Origin of the sequence: Flavobacterium sp. ACN2, assembly GCF_002303885.1 — a bacterium.
Lineage (GTDB): Bacteria > Bacteroidota > Bacteroidia > Flavobacteriales > Flavobacteriaceae > Flavobacterium.
In genome coordinates this window covers 23,983-40,323 of sequence record NZ_MRCM01000020.1, presented here as the reverse complement: position 1 = coordinate 40,323, position 16,341 = coordinate 23,983, and the positions used below count along the sequence as shown (strand labels likewise).

At 32.5% G+C, this 16,341-nt stretch carries 18 protein-coding genes; 15 read left to right on the top strand and 3 right to left on the bottom strand.

The window, feature by feature from the left end; genetic code table 11:
- The first annotated feature begins 1 nt into the window (after position 1).
- The 13 genes from BSF41_RS20495 (at position 2) to BSF41_RS20435 (ending at position 10,810) form a co-directional block, all read left to right on the top strand.
- The gene (locus tag BSF41_RS20495; protein WP_095931365.1) at positions 2 to 484 is read left to right on the top strand and encodes a GyrI-like domain-containing protein; all 483 of its coding nucleotides are present in this window, start codon (positions 2 to 4) and stop codon (positions 482 to 484) included.
- Between the two features lies 1 nt (position 485).
- On the top strand, positions 486 to 932 hold the full coding sequence (locus BSF41_RS20490) for a DinB family protein (protein WP_095931364.1): 447 nt from the start codon (positions 486 to 488) through the stop codon (positions 930 to 932).
- A 105-nt stretch (positions 933 to 1,037) separates the two neighbouring features.
- On the top strand, positions 1,038 to 1,700 hold the full coding sequence (locus BSF41_RS20485) for a thiamine diphosphokinase (protein ID WP_095931363.1): 663 nt from the start codon (positions 1,038 to 1,040) through the stop codon (positions 1,698 to 1,700).
- A gap of 145 nt (positions 1,701 to 1,845) precedes the next feature.
- Complete coding sequence (gene rlmF / locus BSF41_RS20480; protein WP_095931441.1) at positions 1,846 to 2,796, top strand: 23S rRNA (adenine(1618)-N(6))-methyltransferase RlmF; 951 nt, start codon at positions 1,846 to 1,848, stop codon at positions 2,794 to 2,796.
- A 57-nt stretch (positions 2,797 to 2,853) separates the two neighbouring features.
- Positions 2,854 to 3,081, top strand: a complete 228-nt coding sequence (locus BSF41_RS20475) for a hypothetical protein (RefSeq protein WP_095931362.1) — start codon at positions 2,854 to 2,856, stop codon at positions 3,079 to 3,081.
- On the top strand, positions 3,066 to 3,368 hold the full coding sequence (locus BSF41_RS20470; RefSeq protein ID WP_095931361.1) for a type II toxin-antitoxin system RelE/ParE family toxin: 303 nt from the start codon (positions 3,066 to 3,068) through the stop codon (positions 3,366 to 3,368). The genes BSF41_RS20475 and BSF41_RS20470 overlap by 16 nt, the downstream gene beginning before the upstream one ends.
- Positions 3,369 to 3,464: 96 nt before the next feature.
- Positions 3,465 to 3,701 (top strand): uroporphyrinogen decarboxylase, encoded by a 237-nt coding sequence (locus tag BSF41_RS20465; RefSeq protein ID WP_095931360.1) that lies wholly within the window; start codon positions 3,465 to 3,467, stop codon positions 3,699 to 3,701.
- A gap of 82 nt (positions 3,702 to 3,783) precedes the next feature.
- A complete protein-coding gene (locus BSF41_RS20460) occupies positions 3,784 to 4,725 on the top strand; it encodes an alpha/beta fold hydrolase (RefSeq protein WP_253251865.1) in 942 nt (313 codons plus the stop codon).
- A gap of 157 nt (positions 4,726 to 4,882) precedes the next feature.
- A complete protein-coding gene (uvrB, locus tag BSF41_RS20455; RefSeq protein ID WP_095931359.1) occupies positions 4,883 to 6,874 on the top strand; it encodes an excinuclease ABC subunit UvrB in 1,992 nt (663 codons plus the stop codon).
- A 114-nt stretch (positions 6,875 to 6,988) separates the two neighbouring features.
- Positions 6,989 to 8,218, top strand: a complete 1,230-nt coding sequence (locus tag BSF41_RS20450; RefSeq protein ID WP_095931358.1) for a hypothetical protein — start codon at positions 6,989 to 6,991, stop codon at positions 8,216 to 8,218.
- Between the two features lie 41 nt (positions 8,219 to 8,259).
- Positions 8,260 to 9,270 (top strand): dipeptide epimerase, encoded by a 1,011-nt coding sequence (locus tag BSF41_RS20445; RefSeq protein ID WP_095931357.1) that lies wholly within the window; start codon positions 8,260 to 8,262, stop codon positions 9,268 to 9,270.
- 1 nt (position 9,271) lies between these two features.
- Positions 9,272 to 10,306, top strand: a complete 1,035-nt coding sequence (locus BSF41_RS20440) for an aminotransferase class I/II-fold pyridoxal phosphate-dependent enzyme (RefSeq protein WP_095931356.1) — start codon at positions 9,272 to 9,274, stop codon at positions 10,304 to 10,306.
- 36 nt (positions 10,307 to 10,342) lie between these two features.
- Positions 10,343 to 10,810, top strand: a complete 468-nt coding sequence (locus BSF41_RS20435; RefSeq protein WP_095931355.1) for a DUF1456 family protein — start codon at positions 10,343 to 10,345, stop codon at positions 10,808 to 10,810.
- A gap of 135 nt (positions 10,811 to 10,945) precedes the next feature.
- Here BSF41_RS20435 and BSF41_RS20430 read toward each other — a convergent pair whose 3' ends face one another.
- Entirely contained in the window at positions 10,946 to 11,659 is a 714-nt protein-coding gene (locus tag BSF41_RS20430) for a LytTR family DNA-binding domain-containing protein (protein ID WP_095931354.1), read from the bottom strand.
- Positions 11,660 to 11,662: 3 nt separating this feature from the next.
- Positions 11,663 to 12,703: a sensor histidine kinase gene (locus tag BSF41_RS20425; protein ID WP_095931353.1), complete on the bottom strand. Its 1,041-nt coding sequence runs from the start codon at positions 12,701 to 12,703 to the stop codon at positions 11,663 to 11,665.
- Positions 12,704 to 12,924: 221 nt separating this feature from the next.
- On the opposite strand from BSF41_RS20425, the gene BSF41_RS20420 reads away from it, so the two are divergent.
- Together BSF41_RS20420 and BSF41_RS20415 are read left to right on the top strand one after the other, a co-directional pair.
- A complete protein-coding gene (locus tag BSF41_RS20420; protein WP_095931352.1) occupies positions 12,925 to 13,722 on the top strand; it encodes a DUF5694 domain-containing protein in 798 nt (265 codons plus the stop codon).
- A gap of 82 nt (positions 13,723 to 13,804) precedes the next feature.
- Positions 13,805 to 14,602, top strand: coding sequence for a DUF5694 domain-containing protein (locus BSF41_RS20415; protein ID WP_095931351.1), 798 nt, complete (start codon positions 13,805 to 13,807; stop codon positions 14,600 to 14,602).
- 269 nt (positions 14,603 to 14,871) lie between these two features.
- Here BSF41_RS20415 and sucC read toward each other — a convergent pair whose 3' ends face one another.
- Entirely contained in the window at positions 14,872 to 16,065 is a 1,194-nt protein-coding gene (sucC, locus tag BSF41_RS20410; protein WP_095931350.1) for an ADP-forming succinate--CoA ligase subunit beta, read from the bottom strand.
- Positions 16,066 to 16,341 lie beyond the last annotated feature (276 nt).

Below are 16,341 nucleotides of genomic sequence, written 5' to 3'. Positions count from 1 at the left end.
TATGCTACCCATCATTAAAAACTTAACCGAGAAAAAACTCGTTGGACATTCTATCGAAATGTCATTTATCGAGAATAAAACTTTTCAATTATGGAGTGGTTTTATGCCCAATCGAAAAGAAATAAAAAATGCTATTGATGCCAATTTATATTCTCTAGAGGTTTATGCAGAAAATCATTTTGATAATTTTGATCCTAATGACAGTTTCCAGAAATGGGCCGCAGTAGAAGTTTCAGACTATCAAACTATTCCAGAAGGAATGAAAACTTTAATTGTTCCAGATGGTTTATATGCCGTTTTTCTTCATTTAGGCCCAGCAACAGAAGCTCATAAAACATATCATTACATTTTTGCAGAATGGCTCCCAAATTCGGAATACACGGTAGATGACAGACCGCATTTTGCCGTAATGGATCATAAATACAAAAAAGACGACCCAACTTCTGAAGAAGAAATCTGGATACCGATAAAAAACAGAAATTAAAATGGTTATAGAATCACTAAAAATTCTTTTTAATAGAGATCTTAACAAACTAAAATTTGAGATCGAATCTTACGAATTCGAAAAACAAATTTGGGTAATAGATAAAAACATTTCCAATTCAGCTGGAAACTTATGTTTGCATTTAATTGGCAATCTTAATACTTACATTGGCGCAGAAATAGGCAAAACAGGTTATGTGCGAAATCGTCCGTTAGAGTTTTCATTAAAAGATATTCCAAAAGTAGAATTGATTTCTAAAATCGAAGACACGATTGAAGTGATCAATAAAAGTTTAGATTCCTTAACTGAAAAAGATTTAGAACAGATTTATCCTCAGATTGTTTTTGAAAAAGAAATGACAACAGGTTTTTTCTTAATTCATCTTTCAGCGCATTTAGCGTATCATTTAGGACAAATCAATTACCACAGAAGACTTCTTGATTTCTGATTGTAGATTGTAGATTTTTACTACGATTTTAAAAAAATCTAAAATCTAAAATCATAAATCTAAAATTCTAACCCGTACCTTTACACCACATTCAAAAAAACGCTTATGTCATCACACCATATAGTTCGCGACGATCAAGAACCCGCTTTAATAATTGCAAATGGCGCAGCCTGCGATCCCGAATTATTAGGACAATTATTAGAATGGTCGCCACTGGTTATCGTATTAGATTCGGCTATTGAAAGAGTGATTGAATTAGGCATAAAAGTCGATGTGCTTTTGGGTGATTTTGACCGCGGTTTTGATCCTGAAATTTATAAAACTTCGCAATTTCCAATCGAAATCGTTCATACGCCAGATCAAGATAAAACAGATCTAGAAAAGGCTTTTGATTATCTTATCGAAAGAAAAATTCCTGCCGTAAATGTTGTTTGGGCAACCGGAAAACGCGCCGATCATACGATTACAAACCTTACACAGATTGTTCGTTACAGAAATTTACTCAAAATTGTAATCTTAGACGATCATTCAAAAATATTTTTACTTCCAACAAAATTTGAGAAATGGTATACCGCTAAAACACCAATTTCACTTATTCCAATTGGTGTTGTAAACGGAATTTCTTCTGCCAATTTAAAGTACGAATTAAACAACGACACACTTACAATGGGCTACAGAACCGGAAGCAGTAATTCTGTCGAAAAAGATGGCATTGTAACCATTACACATCTTGAAGGGGATTTGCTTTTAATGGAGTGTTTTGATTAGAAGCTAATTCCTGCTGTCCGCTATATCTTTTGTGGTGAACCCCACCACAAAAGGATGCCGCTCCCATCAGGGCTAGGCACTCATTTTCAAAACAACTCTTTCTACAAAAAAGGAATACCTATCTTTGCACTCGAAATCAATGAAAATGAAAACAAACGACAATTCCGAAAAAAGCAATTTACACCCAAGAAATCTTCATCGAAACCGATATGATTTTGAAAAACTGATTTCAAATTGCTCAGAATTGAAAGCTTTTATTTCTATAAATAAATACGGAATCGAAACTATTGATTTTAGTAATCCGTCTGCTGTAAAAACATTAAACAAGGCTTTACTGAAAACCTATTACGGCATTCAAAACTGGGATATTCCTAAAAATTATCTTTGCCCACCAATTCCAGGACGTGCCGATTATATTCATTATATCGCCGATTTATTGGCCGAAAGCAACAATAATCAAATTCCAGAAACTTCGCATGTTTTAGGATTAGATATCGGTACGGGTTCCAATTTAATCTATCCGATATTAGGGAATTCGATTTATAACTGGAGTTTTGTCGGAACAGATATTGATCAAAAATCAATCGAAAATTGCAGTAAAATTATCGAAGCCAATCTAGAATTAATCGATTCTATCAGTTTGCAACAACAGACTGAACCGCGATTTATTTTTAAAAATATTATCACGCCCGAAGATCGTTTTACATTCACGATGTGTAATCCGCCTTTTCATGCATCTGCAGAGGAAGCTAACAAAAGTACTTCCAGAAAAGTTTCTAATTTAAATCCGAAAGAAAAAAGAAATACAAATCCCGTTTTGAATTTTGGGGGACAAAATGCCGAATTGTGGTGCAATGGCGGCGAAATCGGATTCATCACGCAAATGATTTACGAAAGCGCTAAATATCCTTCGCAAGTTTTATGGTTTACCACTCTGGTTTCTAAAAAAGAAAATCTTTCTTCGATTTACAAAATCTTGAAAAAAGTAAACGCCGTTTCTGTCCAAACAATCGAAATGTCGCAAGGACAAAAAAATAGCCGAATTGTGGCTTGGAGCTTCCTAAATGATACTGAGCATAACTCTTGGAAATTTTAAGATTTTCAAAACCAATAGTATCGTTTTGTTTTGTAACTTCGATAAAATTATGCAATCATGAACACTCTCGAGCTTAAAAATATTTTAATTTCTGAAATTGGAAAAATTGATGACGATCAATTTTTATCTGCACTAAAAACAATTTTAGATAGTCGTAAAACTCCTGTCAATTATTCTGAAAGATACAATGAAGATTTAAAAGTTGCCGAAGAAGATATTCAAAGTGGCAATTTCTACTCTCATAATGAAATTAAGGATCAAATTGAGCAATGGAAAAAGAAATAATTTGGTCTAAAGCTGCTAAAAATCAGCTTGAAAAGATATACTTTCATATATTTAAAGAATCTAAAAGTAAGAATATCCCAAACAAAGTAATTGATACTATTTACAACTCCGTAACAATCTTAAAAACAAACTGGGAAATTTACGAATTGGATGAAATGAAAATTCCAAACAATGGAGATTATCGCGCATATGAAATCTACAGTTATAGGATATCATACAAAATAACTTTCAATGAAATTCATATTTTAAGAATTCGCCATACAAGTCGTAATCCCAAGAAATTATAATCCTTTTTCTAACTAAAGAACTCATTTCCAAAACAAAACCTTGATTTTATAATTAGCTTTTGCTACATTTATTGTAAACTATTTAAAATCAAGATTATGGCAGAATACATTGGTTATCTCGCATCTGTATTTATCGTTGGAGGTTTTTTGCTAAAAAACCTTAGAGCAATCCGATTCATTAATATGTTGGGCTGTATCTGTTTTGTCATTTACGGCATTTTTTTAAATGATTACAGAGATTTCAACCAATGGCTGTGGCCGGTAATTATTCCGAACGCGATTTTAGCTTTTGTACAGATTTATTATTTGACCTCCAAAAACGATAAATCTTAAAATTATGATATTTTAAAATAAAATTCTGATACCCTTTTCACCTACTCTAATCGTAACTTTAAGCTGAAAATTGAATTTTATTATGATATTAAAAATATATTCCCGCTTAGCAATTGTACTTTTTTTAGTGACAAGTTGTGCTTCAAAAAAAGCAAAATTTGACGATTACGTTTTTAAAACCAAAGCCGAAGAAGCAAAATACCAAACTGCTTACGACAAAGCTTTAAAACTTTGGAACATTCCATACACTGAAGAAGACGTAAAAACAAGTTTTGGAACCGCACATATTGTAATCGCAGGGCCAAGAAACGGGAAAAGCCTAGTCTTACTTCACGGAATGGACGCGAGTTCTACCATGTGGTACCCAAACATTAAAGTTCTAGCCAAAAATCATCGCATTTACGCCATCGATTTTATCATGGAACCCAACAAATCCCATCTAACCGCAAAACCGCTTTCATCTGATGATATTGTTGTTTTTTATAACGAAATTTTCGATCATTACAAATTAAAGAAATTTGATCTAATCGGGGCTTCACGAGGCGGATGGATTGCTACATTATTAGCAACTCAAAAGCCAAATTCGATAGATAAAATTGTTTTATTAAGTCCTGCACAGACTTTTAAATTTCTTGATAAACCCAGAAAAACGACTTCTGCATTAATGCTGAAACTTTTTCCGAGCGAAAAGAAATTCAGCAAAACCGTATCCACTTTTTCAACTCATCCTGAAAACATAAGCCGTATTTATAAAAGACAGTTTTATTTGGCTAATAAATATGCAAAATCCAATTCTAGTATGCTTAAAATGATGCCTTTTTCAGATAAAGAATTAGAATCGATTCAAAATCCTGTTTTGGTTTTAATTGGAGATAAAGACGTTATCAATTCAGAAGAAAGTCTAGAAAGGGCGAAAAAACATTTGTTAAAAAGCGAAACTAGAATCATCAAAGATGCAGGACATTTTCTAACTATTGATCAGCCCAAGATTGTAAATGACGCTGTTATTAATCTTTTAGATTAAGAGTTTTTTCTGTCACACATTTTTACAAATAAGCTTTGCATTTACATTGGTTTCACAAACAAAATTAGTGCAAATTAGTACAATTCGGGACAGACATTAAACTGCTTACTTACACAAACTTCGTATCTTTACAAAACCAAATTTTCAGTATACGCAAATGAAATTTCAAGTTTCTTCAGAATATAGTCCAAAAGGAGATCAGCCACAAGCCATACAAAAATTGGCGCAAGGCGTGGTTGACGGAGATAAATACCAAACATTATTAGGAGTTACCGGTTCCGGAAAAACGTTTACTGTTGCCAATGTTATTGAGGAAGTGCAAAGACCCACTTTGGTTTTGGCACACAACAAAACTTTAGCAGCGCAATTGTATTCGGAGTTCAAACAGTTTTTTCCAAACAATGCGGTGGAGTACTTCGTTTCTTATTACGACTATTATCAGCCAGAAGCTTTTATGCCCGTAACGGGAGTTTTCATTGAAAAAGATTTATCTATCAATGAAGAATTGGAGAAAATGCGTTTAAGCACCACTTCTTCCCTACTTTCAGGAAGACGTGACGTTTTGGTTGTAGCTTCTGTTTCTTGTCTATATGGTATCGGAAACCCTGTTGAATTTCAGAAAAACGTAATTGAAATTAAACGTGATCAGGTTATTTCGAGAACTAAATTATTGCATAGTTTAGTTCAGAGTTTATATGCCAGAACTGAAGCCGATTTTAATCCTGGAACTTTTAGAATTAAAGGAGATACAGTAGAAGTTTATCCGAGTTATGCCGATGATGCGTATCGAATTCATTTTTTTGGAGATGAAATTGAAGAAATCGAAGCATTTGATGCCAAAACTTCTCAGGTAATAGAAAAATTTCAGCGCTTAACAATCTATCCTGCCAATATGTTTGTGACTTCTCCAGAAGTTTTACAAGGCGCGATTTGGCAAATTCAGCAGGATTTAGTGAAACAAGTTGATTATTTTAAAGAAATTGGAAAACATCTTGAAGCAAAACGTTTGGAAGAAAGAACCAATTTTGATTTAGAAATGATTCGCGAATTAGGTTATTGTTCTGGAATTGAAAATTACTCAAGATATCTTGACGGACGTGAAGCAGGAACAAGACCTTTCTGCTTGTTAGATTATTTTCCAAGTGATTATTTAATGGTGGTTGATGAGAGTCACGTGACCGTTTCGCAAGTTCATGCCATGTACGGAGGTGACCGAAGCCGAAAAGAAAACTTGGTAGAATATGGTTTCCGTCTTCCTGCAGCAATGGACAACCGACCTTTGAAATTTGAAGAATTTGAAGCGTTGCAAAATCAAGTGATTTATGTTTCTGCAACTCCTGCAGATTACGAATTGCAAAAATCGGATGGTATTTATGTTGAGCAAATTATTCGCCCGACTGGATTATTAGACCCTGAAATTGAAGTTCGTCCAAGCTTAAATCAGATTGATGACTTGATTGAAGAAATTCAGGTTCGCTGTGAATTAGACGAAAGAGTTCTTGTTACGACTTTAACCAAAAGAATGGCCGAAGAATTGGCCAAATACTTAACAAAAGTAAGCATTCGATGCCGTTACATACATTCTGAAGTTGATACTTTAGAACGTATTGAAATCATGCAAGACTTGCGAAAAGGTATTTTTGATGTTCTTATTGGAGTAAACTTACTTCGTGAAGGTTTAGATTTACCAGAGGTTTCTCTCGTTGCCATTTTAGATGCCGACAAAGAAGGTTTCTTGCGTAACCATAGATCTTTAACACAAACTATTGGTCGTGCAGCGAGAAACTTAAATGGTAAAGCAATTATGTATGCTGATAAAATTACAGCGAGTATGCAGCGAACAATTGACGAAACCAATTACAGAAGAACCAAACAGATTAATTACAACGTAGAAAATAATATAACTCCTCAAGCTCTAAACAAGAAAATCGAAAGCGCTTTCACCAAAAACCCATTGGTAGAATATGAATTAGGCCATCCAATTCCTGTTGCTGCTGAGCCAGAAACTGCCTATTTATCTAAAGCTGAATTGGAAAAAATGATTCGTGAAAAGCGTAAAACAATGGAAAAAGCGGCAAAAGAACTAGACTTTTTGCAAGCCGCAAAGCTTCGTGACGAAATTAAAAAATTACAGGAACAGCTGCCTTAAAAAAACTTTATTTCAAAACAATTAAACCCATAATAAAGAAATTCATTTTTTAAAAATTAACCAATCTAATCTTTTTAAAATTCATTAGATTTATCAAAATTTTTAAATTCTAGAATGAAATATTACATACTCTTTTTTGTTTTTTTAATTTTTAGCTGCGTATCAACAGCACAATCAAATAAAAGTGATTTTTGGAATGAAGAATTAGAAAATTCATCCGACATTATAAAACCTAATACTCTTTCGACTCATCCATTTGGTATTTATATATCAAGATTAAACCACAATTTCAACGTTCGCTCGACTGACAAATATTCATTCGCATTTGAAGCTTCAAGCGGAAACGTGGTGCTTCCTTATGTAAAATCATACGAACTAACTGATCCGAATGACCGCGAAATTTCTAAAAACCAACCTTGGCATACGCGCGAATTTTCATTTGATTTAGATAAAGTGCCATCCAAAATTAAAGAATTTGAAGCCGATGGCGTTATTCGATCGTATCGCTTTAATTTTACCTTACCACTTACAGTTAATCACGAATTGAGTTTCAGCCTTCGAGCTAACTCACTCGATCGAGGTAAATATCCGTATTCTATTTTTACTTCAGATGAATCAATCGAATGGTTTCATCGCAATATTGCAGGCGGAAAAGATCCTTTTTCTAGATACCATTATGGTATAAACCAAGCTGGAATAGCTTATAAAGATGAAAATAATAAGGTCTTAACAATGGATAACAATGACTTTCTAATTTCCGGGCTTGATATAAATTATACGTATTACCCTAAATTAGAGATGAATGAAAAACATCATATTTACTTAAATTTTGGCGCTCAGCTGGGTATTAATACTTCTAAATATAATCCTGCTTCAGATTTCGGAATTTCTTCTTCTATCTTAAAAAAAATGATCATTAAGGATAAAAATATTCTAAGTTTCGGATTAAGTTTAGGTGTTTTACGTCAGCACATTTTTGAATATGGAGATGGTGTAAATCTTAGCAATCAAGATTTTTTATGCAGTTTTGAAGGTCTTATTAATTACAAAGTAAAACTTAAAAACAACAATCGAATTTCATACGGTATCAATTATAATTTCCAGAATTCTTACAACAAGAAAAAAGATATGGATTATATTGTTCTAACGGGCCAAAGAATAAATACGCACTGGCAAAAGACCATATCTCATTTGTATGAAGATTTAGAAGGATGGAGTGCAATTTGTACTTATTCTACGAAGCGATTTTCTTATTTTGTGTATCTTCGGGAAGATTTAAATCTAGATAATGCACCAGATTTACAAACAGGCATTGGTATAAAAATGTCAATCAAAAAGAGTTAGAATTCTATTTTTTAAACAGAAACACAAAACAAGGATTAGCCATGAAACTAATTTTAAGAGAATACAATCTAAAACTAAAACACACTTTTACGATTTCTAGAGAATCTATAGATTTTCAGCCTTCCTTAATTGTAGAATTACAAAGTGATGGTTTTTCTGGTTTTGGAGAAGCTACTTCAAATCCATATTATCATATTACGGTTCCAATGATGATCGCTGATTTGGAGAAAATTAGATCGATTATTGAAAACACAGAAAATGAAACTCCAGAAGTTTTTTGGTCAAAAATTCATCCGTATTTAAAAGAGGATATGTTTGCTTTATGCGCTTTAGATTTAGCTTATAATGATTTATATGCTCGTAAAAAAGGAAAGAAATTATACGAATTATGGAATTACAAAACCGATCATAATCCGTTGACTGATTATACGATTGGAATTGATACGATTGAAAAAATGGTTTTTAAAATGCAAGAACTGCCTTGGCCTATTTATAAAATTAAATTGGGAACAAAGGAAGATATTGCTATTGTAAAAGAACTTAGAAAACATACCAATGCCATTTTTAGAATTGATGCCAATTGTGGATGGACGGTTGACGAAACCATCAATAATGCGGCCGAATTAAAAAAATTGGGTGTTGAATTTCTAGAACAGCCAATGAAGGCTGATAATTGGGAAGGCCACAAAGAAGTCTTCAAACATTCTGTCCTTCCTGTAATTGCTGACGAAAGCTGTATTATTGAAGAAGATGTGGCGAAATGTTTTAACCATTTTCATGGCGTAAATGTAAAACTCGTAAAATGCGGCGGACTAACCCCAGGAAAACGCATGATCGAAGAAGCCAAAAAACTAGGTTTAAAAACAATGGTGGGCTGTATGACCGAATCTACTGTAGGTATTTCTGCTATTGCACATTTGCTTCCTCAATTGGATTATGTTGATATGGATGGCGCCTTGCTTTTGTCTGAAGATATTGCAACTGGTGTAACAATTGAAGACGGTGTAGTCAATTATTCAAATCTTAACGGAACAGGAGTTACATTGCTGTAAAATGATAGTCGAAAAATTTCCAGATCGAATCATTGAAATCGACCAAAAACAGTATCTGTATTTTGGAGGAACTGCCTATTTGGGACTTCCAACAAATAAGAAATTTCAAGATTTAGTAGTTCAGAACATTTTAAAATGGGGAACAACTTACGGAAGTTCGAGAACTGCGAATATTAAATTGAGCGCTTATACTGCTGGCGAAAATTTTTTAATTCAACATATTGGTTCTGAAGATGCTGTAACCGTTTCTTCTGGAATGTTGGCTGGGAAATTGGTTCTAGAAAAATTGAAAAAACAAACCGATTGCTTTTATCATTTAAACGAAATTCATTCGGCTATTCAAATTGAGAATAGTTTTCCTGTTTTTATAAATGAAAAATTGAATGAGCACTTATTAGATCCTAAATCAGAAAAAATAACCATTTTGACCGATGGCGTTCCTTCCTTCCAAACCAAACCTGTTGATTTATCTTTCTTAAAACAGATTTCAAATCATAAAGAAATTACCTTGGTTGTTGATGAATCACATTCGTTGGGAATTATTGGCAAAAATGGTTCTGGAATCTATTCCTCAATTGATTTTCCAATTAAAAGAAAAATCCTGGTTTCGTCTCTAGGAAAAGCTTTCGGATTAACAGGCGGAGTGATGGCTTCAGATTCGAAATTCATCAAAGAAATAAAAGAAATTGAAACTTTTACAAGCGCCGCAGGAATGAATCCCGCTTTTGTACAAACACTTTCTGATGCTTCTGAAATTTATAAAATACAGCATCAAAAACTGAAAGATAATTTGAGTTATATCGATTCTATTTTAATTAAAAATAAGAACGTTAAGTTTGATGCAGATTATCCTTTAATTTACTTATTACCAAAAGAATTAATTAGCCAATTAAAAAACGAAAATATAATTATTGCCAGTTTTAAATATACTAAAGAAGCTGAACCGCTTAATCGCATTGTAGTAACCGCAAATCACACAAAAGAAGATTTAGATAAATTGGTTGGCGTTTTAAATGAATTTAATTCTCAATTTTAATCATTTTAAAAAACTACCTTTGTAAAAAATAAAACAATGACGAATAACGATATACTTAAAAAACTTCGCGTGGCTTTGATGCTCCGTGATGACCAAATAATTGAAATTTTAGAATTAGTAGATTTTAGAATTTCAAAATCAGAATTGGGCGCTTTTTTTAGAGCAGAAGATCATCCAAATTACATGGAATGTGGCGATCAGGTTTTAAGAAACTTCCTAAACGGATTGGTTATTCATCTAAGAGGAACTAAAGAAAATCCTAAAAATCCTAATGATGTTTTAGCAAAACATAAATCTGAAATTCCGAAGAAGGAAACTTCTAAAGAAAGACCAGAATTTAAAGCTACTCCCAAAGATTCAGAAAAATATAGAGGAGATCAAAGTTCTTCAAAGTCAGGTTCATCAGCTGGAAAACCTAAAAAGAAAGCATTCCCAAAAGGAAATGGAAAACCAGTTGTGGTAGAAAAAGTGGTTTTCAAAAACGGCAATAAGAAAAAATCGTAATTGAGGATTTAACCGCTAAGAACGCTAAGATTTACGTAAAGTTCGCAAAGTTTTATTCACAAAGCTTTGCGAACTTTGCGTTTGTATTTACAATACTTAGTCAAAAATCCTTGCGCACTTTGCGGTTAAAAAAAATTAAATTTTATTCTCTTCTATTTTATCAAAAAAAGCATCTTTAAAAGTAGCTCCAATTGGCAATTCTTTTCCATTTATAAAAACCGAAAAATTATCTGTCGATTCTATATGCTGCAATGAAACCACATACGATTTATGTATTTGAATAAAATCTTTTTCTGGTAATGATTCAATAACATTTTTTAATGACGAATGTGTAATAATCTGCTGCTTTACAGTATGAATGCAAACATAATTCTGTAAACTTTCTACGTACAAAACTTCGTTCAAAAAAACTTTCTGAAATTTATTTTTTCCATCGGTTTTTATAAATAAAAAATCTGGTACAGTGCTGTTACTGGTGCTCGAAACTTCTATTTTCGGTTCAGAGTTTAATTTAGAAACAGCTTGATAAAAACGTTCGAATGCAATTGGTTTTAATAAATAATCGACTGCATTCAACTCAAATCCTTCTAAAGCAAAATCTGGATAAGCTGTTGTAAAAATGACTTTTATATCTTTAGAAATAATTTTAGAAATCTGTAAACCTGTTAATTGAGGCATTTGAATATCTAGAAAAATAACATCTACAGATTGTGAGTTTAGAAATTCTAATGCTTTTAACGAATCATTAAAAACGCCAACCTTCTCCAGAAAATTCACTTTTCCGATGTAATTTTCCAATATTCGCGTTGCAGGCGGTTCGTCGTCGACAATTATGCATTTAAAAGTCATAAATTATTTCTTTAGCGGTATTTTTAAGTAAGTTTTAAAGATATTATTTTCTTCTGTTTTTTCCAGAATAAATTGGCTTTTATAGGTGTATTCCAGCCTTTTTGTCAAATTATCAAAACCAATTCCTGTTGAAGAATAATTTTCTCCTTCAATGAAATAATTGAAAGTTGAAATTTCTAGAAAATCGTCCTTTATTCGAATTGAAATAATGGCTTTCTCTTCTTCATTATTAAATTTCCCATGCTTGAAAACATTCTCAACAAAATGAACCAAAGCCGATGAAATGATTTTTTCGTTTGAATAATTTCCTTCAACCGAAAAATCTAAAAACAACTGATCTTCAAATCTTTTCTTTTGCAAATGAATATAGTTTTGAATGAATTGAATTTCTTTGGAAAGTATTGCTTCATCTTTGTCTGTTTCTGTAATAACATATCGAAGTAAATCAGAAAGAACCAAAATATCATCAGCCATTTCATCTTCTTTTAAAACCAACTGGCTATAAAAAGAATTCAGCGTATTAAACAAAAAATGCGGACTAACCTGTGCTTTCAGCATTTGAAACTCTGCTTTTTTATTCTCCAGAAGCAATTCCTGATTTTGATGTTGCGTAGTATGAAACTGCCAAAATAAAAAAGTCAGTGCGCTTAAAAGTACAGCTGGCAATCCGAAGAAAAAATTGTCTTTTATGTAATAACCTATTTCTCTAGCTTCTTCATAGTAGTTGTGCATTCCGGTAATATTAAACATAACCACTTCTTGCAAAAAATAGCGAACAGCCGCAAAAAGCAATAGCGAAACTGGAATTGTCAGAATATAAAAAACTAATTTCTTCCTGTTTAAAAACCATTCACAGAAGTAATAAAAATTAAGAATGTAAATACAAAATATTGCTAACAAATGAGTTGGCGTAATTCCATAACATATTGCTTTTATTACAATTTCTATTTTTTGATCATTAAGTCCAATATCCCAGAAAATATACGTTAGAAATAATAATAAGAAAAAGACAATGTGATAGTAAAAAGGGATTCTTGATTTCATAGTTTTATGATAATTAGCTCAAAAATACAATTAAGCCTGCAATCGAAAATGACATTTATTTAAAACATGCTTTTTTAGGGATGAACTATCAAAAACTTTACATGAAATTATTAAACTGCAAATTTCATGTGTTTATAAAATGAAATTCTATGTTCATCAAAAACAAAAAATAGAGGTCAAAAGAGGGAATACATTTGTCATGAATTTAAAAACAAAACGTCATGCACAAAATCATTTTATTACTCGCAATTATTACATTAAACTTAACTTCTGCTCAAACTAAGAAAAAACAAATTTTATTAATTGGAACTTTTCATTACGCCAATCCTGGTCATGATGTTGCCAAAATAAAAACTTTTAATGTAATGTCTGATAAAAGCCAAAAAGAGCTCGAAATTATGAGTGACAAAATCAAGAAATTTGGTCCAGACAAAATATTTGTAGAATGGAAATTTAGCAAACAAGCTGAGCTAGACAAGTATTACAATAAAAACACCGACAGTTTACTTAAAAAAGATCTAAATGAAATTACTCAATTAGCATTACGTACTGCTAAAAAACTGAATCATAAAAAGATGTACGGGATTGATTATCGTACCCGTTTTCCTTATGATAGCTTGATGATGTCAATGGAAAAAGCAAATCAGAAGGATTTAATGAAAAAAAACACGGAGTCAACAGAAATGTTTGTAAAAGATAATAACGAAAGAATGGCTAAAAGCTCTTTAACAGATCTTATGCTTTACTACAATGAAAAAGCGTCTAATGAAGATAACATCCAATGGTATTTAGAAGTAGCAAACAGAACTGGAAATCCAGATGACTTTACTGGTGCTTCTTTAGTTTCAAATTGGTACAAAAGAAACTTATACATGTATTCTTTAGTTCAGAAATTAACCGAAAGCTCAGATAATAAAATCATGGTTTTACTTGGAGCCGGACACGCTGCAATGCTAAGAGAATTTCTAGCACATGATCCAGAATTTGAAATCGTAGAATTATCGACTGTTTTGAAATAATATTTTTTTAACCACATCATTAAACTTTGCGTAGACTGCAGTGTGCCTCTACGATATACATTATCCATAAAAACAAAAAATCATGCAAAAAATTATTCTATTACTAGCTCTTATAACATTTAACATGGCATCTGCTCAAACTAAGAAAAAGCAGATTCTATTGGTTGGAACATTTCATTACGCCAACCCTGGTCTTGACGTTGCTCAATTAAACAGTTTTGATATCTTGTCTGAGAAAAGCCAAAAAGAACTCGAAATAATGAGTGACAAAATCAAAAAATTTGGCCCAGATAAAATATTTGTAGAATGGGAATTTAACGAGCAAGCCGATTTAGATAAGTTTTACAATAAAAACACCGACAGTCTTTTTAAAACTAACAAAAACGAAATAACACAACTGGCACTCCGTACGGCTAAAAAACTGAATCATAAAAAATTATACGGAATGAATCTCTATACTTCTTTTCCATATGACAGTTTACTGATGTCAATGGAAAAAGCAAACCAACAGGATTTATTGAAAAGAAATAATGAGTGGAAAAAAAGAAATGAAAAAGATCATAATGAAAGAATAACAAAAAGCTCGTTACAAGAACTCATGCTGCATTACAATAAAAAAGAAACCGAAAATAAAAACATCCAATGGTATTTGGAAGTAGCAAATAGAGCTGGAAATCCAGATGATTTTACGGGACCGTCTTTAGTTTCAAATTGGTACAAAAGAAATTTATATATGTATTCTTTAATTCAGAAACTAACTGAAAGCACAGATAACAAAATAATGGTTTTAGTTGGCGCTGGTCATGCTGCATTGATAAGAGAATTTATAACCCATGATCCAGAATTTGAACTTGTAGAACTATCTACAGTTTTGAAATAAACTTGATGATTTAACCGCAAAGAGCGCAAAGAATTACGCAAAGTTCGCAAAGTTTTTTTTAGCCACGAATTCACGAATTTTATTTTTTTACAATCTTTGAAAATAATTCGTGAATTCGTGGCTATTTTCAACATACAGCTTTGCGAACTTTGCGTTTGTATTCATAGTCCTTGGCAAAAAACCTTGCTAACTTTGCGGTTAAATAGACTCCAAAAAAAATCCCTCCGAAGCACGGAGGGATTTTCTATATAAATTGATTTCTTATTTAATTAAGAAAGAGCAGCTTTAACTTGGTCAGCAGCTTCTTGGAATTGAACTGCAGATAAGATTGGCATACCAGAGTTGTCAATTAATTCTTTTGCAATTTCAGCATTTGTTCCTTGCAAACGAACGATAATTGGCACTTTAATAGCGTCTCCCATGTTTTTGTAAGCGTCAACAACACCTTGAGCAACACGGTCACAACGAACGATTCCTCCGAAGATGTTAATTAAGATAGCTTTTACGTTTGGATCTTTCAAGATAATTCTGAAAGCTGTTTCAACACGTTTTGCATCAGCAGTTCCTCCTACGTCAAGGAAGTTAGCAGGCTCAAAACCAGCATATTTAATTAAATCCATAGTTGCCATTGCAAGACCAGCTCCATTTACCATACATCCTACAGTACCGTCAAGGTCAACATAGTTAAGACCAACTTCTTTAGCTTCAACTTCGATTGGATTCTCCTCACGGATATCTCTCATTTCAGCATATTTAGGTTGTCTGTATAAAGCGTTATCGTCGATGTTAACTTTAGCATCAACAGCTAAGATTTTGTTATCAGAAGTTTTTAAAACTGGGTTGATTTCAAACATAGAAGCATCAGAACCAATGTAAGCATTGTAAAGTGCATCGATGAATTTAACCATTTCTTTGAAAGCATTTCCAGAAAGACCTAAGTTGAAGGCAATTCTTCTAGCTTGGAAACCTTGTAATCCAACAGATGGATCGATTTCTTCAGTAAAGATTAAGTGTGGAGTATGCTCAGCAACTTCTTCGATATCCATTCCACCTTCAGTAGAATACATAATCATGTTGCGTCCTGTACCTCTATTCAATAAAACAGAAACATAAAATTCAGAAGTTTCGCTTTCACCTGGATAGTAAACATCTTCTGCAACTAATATTTTGTTTACTTTTTTACCTTCAGGCGGAGTCTGAGGTGTAATCAACTGCATTCCGATGATTTGTTCTGCTAACTCTTCAACTTGTTGTAAGTTTTTTGCCAGCTTAACTCCACCACCTTTTCCACGACCACCTGCGTGAATTTGCGCTTTTATTACATGCCATCCTGTACCAGTTTCGGCAGTTAATTGTTTTGCAGCAGCTACAGCTTCAACCGCATTGTTAGCCACAATTCCGCGTTGTACGCGTACTCCGTAACTCGCTAAAATTTCTTTTCCTTGATATTCGTGTATGTTCATAATATAGAATTTGTCTGGTTCTGAATTTATTTCAGAATAAAAGTGCGACAAAAGTAACAAAATACAACTTAATAGTAAAATCTTTTTCAATTAAATAAATGTTATATATAGGTATTAGGCGTTGATAATTTTTCAAAGTAAACAAATCGTTAACGGAACAATTTGTTAATGTTAACACAATTCGCATAAAACGTTTGATATTTAACAAAAAATTCATTGGTTTTATTGGCCTACCGACGATTTTTCCTAATATATTTTAAGAGTAATTATATTTTT

Coding starts and splice junctions, on each gene's coding strand:
- rlmF (WP_095931441.1), top strand. CDS start 1,846: ATGAAAACAAACGACAATTCCGAAAAAAGCAATTTACACCCAAGAAAT.
- BSF41_RS20450 (WP_095931358.1), top strand. CDS start 6,989: ATGAAATATTACATACTCTTTTTTGTTTTTTTAATTTTTAGCTGCGTA.
- BSF41_RS20485 (WP_095931363.1), top strand. CDS start 1,038: ATGTCATCACACCATATAGTTCGCGACGATCAAGAACCCGCTTTAATA.
- BSF41_RS20495 (WP_095931365.1), top strand. CDS start 2: ATGCTACCCATCATTAAAAACTTAACCGAGAAAAAACTCGTTGGACAT.
- BSF41_RS20435 (WP_095931355.1), top strand. CDS start 10,343: ATGACGAATAACGATATACTTAAAAAACTTCGCGTGGCTTTGATGCTC.
- BSF41_RS20470 (WP_095931361.1), top strand. CDS start 3,066: ATGGAAAAAGAAATAATTTGGTCTAAAGCTGCTAAAAATCAGCTTGAA.
- BSF41_RS20465 (WP_095931360.1), top strand. CDS start 3,465: ATGGCAGAATACATTGGTTATCTCGCATCTGTATTTATCGTTGGAGGT.
- BSF41_RS20425 (WP_095931353.1), bottom strand. CDS start 12,703: ATGAAATCAAGAATCCCTTTTTACTATCACATTGTCTTTTTCTTATTA.
- BSF41_RS20475 (WP_095931362.1), top strand. CDS start 2,854: ATGAACACTCTCGAGCTTAAAAATATTTTAATTTCTGAAATTGGAAAA.
- BSF41_RS20490 (WP_095931364.1), top strand. CDS start 486: ATGGTTATAGAATCACTAAAAATTCTTTTTAATAGAGATCTTAACAAA.
- BSF41_RS20420 (WP_095931352.1), top strand. CDS start 12,925: ATGCACAAAATCATTTTATTACTCGCAATTATTACATTAAACTTAACT.
- BSF41_RS20445 (WP_095931357.1), top strand. CDS start 8,260: ATGAAACTAATTTTAAGAGAATACAATCTAAAACTAAAACACACTTTT.
- uvrB (WP_095931359.1), top strand. CDS start 4,883: ATGAAATTTCAAGTTTCTTCAGAATATAGTCCAAAAGGAGATCAGCCA.
- BSF41_RS20440 (WP_095931356.1), top strand. CDS start 9,272: ATGATAGTCGAAAAATTTCCAGATCGAATCATTGAAATCGACCAAAAA.
- BSF41_RS20415 (WP_095931351.1), top strand. CDS start 13,805: ATGCAAAAAATTATTCTATTACTAGCTCTTATAACATTTAACATGGCA.
- sucC (WP_095931350.1), bottom strand. CDS start 16,065: ATGAACATACACGAATATCAAGGAAAAGAAATTTTAGCGAGTTACGGA.
- BSF41_RS20460 (WP_253251865.1), top strand. CDS start 3,784: ATGATATTAAAAATATATTCCCGCTTAGCAATTGTACTTTTTTTAGTG.
- BSF41_RS20430 (WP_095931354.1), bottom strand. CDS start 11,659: ATGACTTTTAAATGCATAATTGTCGACGACGAACCGCCTGCAACGCGA.